This is a genomic window from Noviherbaspirillum sp. (assembly GCF_035654295.1).
In the GTDB taxonomy this organism is placed as follows: domain Bacteria; phylum Pseudomonadota; class Gammaproteobacteria; order Burkholderiales; family Burkholderiaceae_D; genus Noviherbaspirillum.
Genome location: NZ_DASRXF010000064.1, coordinates 1 through 5119, shown reverse-complemented (window position 1 = coordinate 5119; position 5119 = coordinate 1). Strand labels below are relative to the sequence as shown.

4 protein-coding genes and 1 tRNA gene are annotated in these 5119 nt (G+C 62.3%); 1 reads left to right on the top strand and 4 read right to left on the bottom strand.

Annotated elements, in window-relative coordinates; genetic code table 11:
- A tRNA-Ile gene (locus VFF99_RS07420) sits at positions 1-79 on the bottom strand.
- A 105-nt stretch (positions 80-184) separates the two neighbouring features.
- Complete coding sequence (rpoD, locus tag VFF99_RS07415; protein WP_325016456.1) at positions 185-2320, bottom strand: RNA polymerase sigma factor RpoD; 2136 nt, start codon at positions 2318-2320, stop codon at positions 185-187.
- Between rpoD and VFF99_RS07410 the strand changes: the two genes are divergently transcribed.
- Positions 2271-2840, top strand: a complete 570-nt coding sequence (locus VFF99_RS07410) for a hypothetical protein (protein WP_325016454.1) — start codon at positions 2271-2273, stop codon at positions 2838-2840. The two genes, rpoD and VFF99_RS07410, sit on opposite strands and share 50 nt — an antisense overlap.
- Positions 2841-3003: 163 nt before the next feature.
- Here the strand turns inward: VFF99_RS07410 and dnaG are convergent, their stop codons facing one another.
- Entirely contained in the window at positions 3004-4782 is a 1779-nt protein-coding gene (dnaG, locus tag VFF99_RS07405) for a DNA primase (RefSeq protein ID WP_325016451.1), read from the bottom strand.
- Between the two features lie 104 nt (positions 4783-4886).
- A partial coding sequence (locus tag VFF99_RS07400) for a GatB/YqeY domain-containing protein (RefSeq protein ID WP_325016449.1) occupies positions 4887-5119 on the bottom strand: 233 nt, incomplete at its 5' end.

The window sequence follows — 5119 nt, the reverse complement described above, 5'->3', positions numbered from 1 at the left end:
TGGTGGGCCTCCCGTGAGTCGAACACGGCACCAACGGATTATGAGTCCGCTGCTCTAACCAAGCATGAGCTAGAGGCCCAATCTTTTACCGGCGGGCTTCAACCTCTCTTGCCCGCCTGGTTCTCCCTTCATCCTCAATCGAGGACGCCGGTTGGGTTTCCTTCGCTACTGCCAGTACAGCGGATCAGCTGCCTTCGAGGAAGCTCTTGAGCTTGTCCGAACGCGACGGATGACGCAGCTTGCGCAGTGCCTTGGCTTCTATCTGGCGGATGCGCTCGCGGGTCACGTCGAACTGCTTGCCTACCTCTTCCAGCGTGTGGTCGGTCGACATTTCGATGCCGAAGCGCATGCGCAGCACCTTGGCTTCGCGCGGCGTCAGCGAGTCGAGCACGTCCTTGACCACGCCGCGCATCGAAGCATGCAAGGCGGCGTCGGCTGGGGCCAGCGTGTTGTTGTCTTCGATGAAGTCGCCAAGATGCGAATCGTCGTCGTCGCCGATCGGCGTTTCCATGGAGATCGGTTCCTTCGCGATCTTCATGATCTTGCGGATCTTGTCTTCCGGCATATCCATCTTGATCGCCAGCGTTGCCGGATCCGGCTCGGCGCCGGTTTCCTGCAGAATCTGACGCGAGATGCGGTTCATCTTGTTGATCGTTTCGATCATGTGCACCGGAATACGGATCGTGCGCGCTTGGTCCGCGATCGAGCGGGTGATGGCCTGACGGATCCACCACGTCGCATAGGTCGAGAACTTGTAGCCGCGACGGTATTCGAACTTGTCCACTGCCTTCATCAGGCCGATGTTGCCTTCCTGGATCAGGTCGAGGAACTGCAGGCCGCGATTGGTGTACTTCTTGGCGATCGAGATCACCAGGCGCAGGTTGGCCTCGGTCATCTCGCGCTTGGCCTTGCGTGCCTTCATTTCACCCGCGGCCATCTGCTTGTTGATGTTGCGCAGGTCCGGCAGCGGCAGCACGACCCGCGCCTGCAGGTCGATCAGCTTTTGCTGCAGTTCCTTGATCGCCGGGACGTTACGGCCCAGGACGGCGCTGTACGAATGGTTGCCCGCGACTTCCTGGTCGACCCATTCGAGGTTGGTTTCGTTGCCGGGGAAGACCTTGATGAAGTGGGTGCGCGGCATGCCGCACTTGTTCACGGCCACTTCGAGGATCTGCTTCTCGATGTGGCGCACTTCATCGACCTGGCCGCGCAGGGTGTCGCACAGCTTCTCGACGAACTTGGCGGTGAAGCGGATGCCGAGCAGTTCGTTGGAGATGGTTTCCTGTGCCTTCACGTAGGGCTTGGAATTGTAGCCTTCCTTCTCGTAGGCCTTGCGCATCTTGTCGAACTGGTTGGCGATCTCGTTGAACTTCGCCAGCGAGTCGCGCTTGAGCTGTTCGAGCTGTTCGGCGGAGAAGCCGGCAGCGGCGCCGCTACCCGTGTCTTCCTCTTCTTCCTCTTCCTCGTCCTCGGCGTCTTCGTCCTCATCGTCGTCGGATGCGGCGGCGACCGGGGCGGCGGGCGCGTCCTCGGATGCGTTCGGGTCAACCAGGCCGTCGACGATCTCGTCGACCTTGATCTCGTCCTTCTCGACGCGGTCGGCCGAAGCGAGGATCTCTGCGATCGTCGTCGGGCAGGCGGAGATGGCCTGGATCATGTCCTTGAGGCCTTCCTCGATGCGCTTGGCAATCTCGATTTCGCCTTCGCGGGTCAGCAGCTCGACCGAGCCCATTTCACGCATGTACATGCGGACGGGGTCGGTGGTGCGGCCGAAATCGGAATCGACGGTCGACAGCGCAGCTTCGGCGGCAGCCTCGGCGTCGTCATCGGTGGCGACGGTGGCGACGCTGTCGGACAGCAGCAGGGTTTCGGCGTCGGGCGCCTGTTCGTAGACGGCGATGCCCATGTCGTTGAACGTGCCGATGATGCCGTCAATGGCTTCCGGATCGACAATGTTCTCGGGCAGGTGGTCGTTGATTTCGGAATACGTGAGGAAGCCGCGATCCTTGCCGAGCTTGATCAGCGTCTTCAGCTTCTGCCGGCGCTGCTCGAGTTCCTCCTCGGAGGCCTCGGTGTCGGACGAGAACGCGTCCTTCAGCAGGGCCTTTTCCTTGGCCTTGCGGTCCTTCGCCTTCGCCTTGTCGGCTGCCTTCAGCTCCGCGCGCTCAACGGCGTTCAGCGCGGCGACTTCATCGTTTTCCGGCTGGAAGTCCTTCGGCTTGCGACCGCGGCGGCCAGGCACTTTGACCGCGGGCAACACGTAGCTGGACGTGTCGATCGCCGCCAATGCTTCCGCATCGGTGGTCTGGCTGACTGCCATCACTTTGCTATCGGACTTCGGCTCGGCTTTCGCCACGACCTTGGCGGTCTTGCTTGCGGTCTTCGATTCGGATTTCTTGTTCGTCACGGGTGCTTTCAGTTTCTCGGGAGCCGGTTTGGCGGCGGCTCGTGATGAAGGTTTCGACTTCGATGGGGTTGCCTTGGTTGCCGTTTTGGGCGTAGTCTTGGCAACCGTTTTCGTCGCAGCTTTGGTCGGCGTCTTTGCCTTGCTGGCGGGCGCGGCGGCAGTGGTCTTCTTCACGGCAGGCTTTGCCATCGACTTGCCCGAGGCCGAATTAGTTGCAGCCGATTTCGCTTTTTTTGCGGTTTCCGTCGTTTTCGCGGGTTTTTTCATTGCGTTTGCCATGGGATCAATACCAACTGGTTTTGCTCTCGTGCGCCGAGTGAAATTGCGCGTTATGGAGCCGACAGTGAAACTGGCTTCGGCATTCGCCCGCGCGACATATCCCTGGTTTTTCGTTGTCCGGCTGAATCTCAACCCAGCCAACGAAACAACCTAAGGTCTTGAATCAAAAGCTTTTAATTATACCACAGAGAGCAACATTTCTCCATTTCAAAGGCTTGACGCAACACGCCGCTGTCTGACTTCGACCTCAGCAATGCCAGGACGTTGCATGCTTTGGTGCGCGGACCGGCCGGGTTGCAGTCCGGGCGCCCAAGCGCTCAGGCGTCCTGCCCCCGCCTCAGTTGCTCTTGTTTTTGCATCAGCTCACGGTACCGCGCGCGCGCTTCCTCGGTCGCCAGACCGGTCGTTGCCAGCCGCTCAAGCTCAGCTTTCAATACTTGCATTCTAGTCTGCCGGATTGCCCCGGCAAGTTCGAGCCGTGCGGTGTCCGCATCCGTCTCCGAATCTGCAGCAATTTCGGCGATCATGCCGTCAAAATCACTGCTTTGCGCACGTAGTTGCTCCGCCAGCGCGGCGAAGTTCGCATGCCCCCCGAGCGCCTTGCAGGATGTGATCAGCTGCATCAGCAGCGCGGCGTTGTCCGGCGCGAGCTGGGCGACCGCATCGAGCGCGCTCTGGTCGATTGCCTCCGCGAGCGCCGGATGCGCCACCAGCAGGCGAATCATTTGCCGCTCCAATCCCATCGGCGCCGTCCGCTTGGAGCGGGGCGGCGCCACCTTGGCGCGGGCGACGGGCTGTGACAGCTCGAACAACGCCTCGATTTCGGCCGGCGTTGTCTGGGTCGCCTGGGCCAGCGAGCGCACGATTTGCAGGCGCAGCGCCGACGGCGGCATGGCCTGCAGGAGCGGCTTGGCATCGAACTGGGCCTTCGCCCTGCCCTCGGGCGTGGACAGGTCGTTATCCTGTGTCACCTCCTTGAGCAGGAATTGCGACAGCGGCATGGCGTCGCGCACCTGCTGCTCGAAGGCCTGCGCCCCGTACTCGCGCACATAGCTGTCCGGATCGTGCTCGGGCGGCAGGAACAGGAACTTGAGCGTCTTGTTGTCCCCGGCGTGCGGCAGGCAGGCATCGAGCGCCCGGCGGGCGGCACGCCTTCCTGCGGCGTCGCCGTCGAAGCTGAAGATCACGTCGTCCGTCTGGCGCAGCAGCTTTTGCACGTGGGTCGGCGTACAGGCCGTCCCCAGCGTCGCGACGGCTTGCGGGAAGCCGAGCTGCGCGAGCGCGACGACGTCCATGTAACCTTCGGTCACCAGCACATAACCCGCCTCGCGGATCGCCTGCCTCGCTTCGAACAGGCCGTACAGCTCATGGCCCTTCTGAAATAGGGGTGTTTCCGGGGAGTTCAAGTACTTCGGTTCGCCGCCATCGAGCACGCGCCCGCCGAAGCCGATCACCTGCCCCTTGGTATTCCGGATCGGGAACATGATGCGGTCGCGGAAGCGGTCGTAGCGCTTGCGGTTGCCGCCATCCTCGTCGCTGCGATCGACCAGCAGGCCGGCTTCGACAAGCGCAGGTGCATCGTAATCCGGGAAGACGCTGCGCAGGTTGTCCCAGCCGCCTGGCGCGTAACCGAGGCCGAACTTCGCTGCGATCTCGCCGGTCAGGCCGCGGTTCTTGAGGTAGGTGATCGCTTGCTGCGCGCCGCGCAATTGCTGGCGGTAGTAGTCGCTTGCCCGGCTCATCACATCCGACAATGCCAGGCTTTTTGCCTGCGATTCGGCACGCTGGGCCGGTGGAATGCGGTCCTCATCGGGCACCACCATGCCTACGCCCTGTGCGAGGTCCTTGACCGCCTCGACGAAGCCGAGGCCGGAATATTCGATCAGGAAGCCGATCGCGGTGCCGTGCGCGCCGCAGCCGAAGCAGTGATAGAACTGCTTGGTCGGACTGACGGTGAAGCTGGGGGATTTTTCGTTGTGGAAGGGGCACAGCCCCATGTAGTTGGCGCCGCCCTTTTTCAGCTGCACGTAACGGCCAACCACGTCGACGATATCGACCCGGTTGAGCAGATCCTGGATGAAAGACTGCGGTATCACGGCGGCGGCTTGGTTAGGGACAGTACCGGGGAATCATGCCGACGCAGCGCCGGCACCGATTGAATATGGAGGCAGGACGGCCGCTTTGCAACCGCCCGCCGCCGTCATGCCTGGGACAAGGCCGTCTTGACCTGCGCGGAAACGGCAGTCATGTCGGCGCGTCCGGCTAGCTTCGGCTTCAGCACGCCCATCACCTTGCCCATGTCCTGCGGCCCGGCGGCGCCGGTGGCCGCGACGGCCGCGGCGACTTCGGCCGCGATTTCCTCGGCGGACATGGCGGCCGGCATGTAGGCGGACAGGATGGTCAATTCCGCCTTTTCATTGTCGGCAAGGTCCT

Bases quoted from the DNA above. Each gene is read 5' to 3' on its own strand.
- rpoD (WP_325016456.1), bottom strand. From the start codon at position 2,320: ATGGCAGTCAGCCAGACCACCGATGCGGAAGCATTGGCGGCGATCGAC.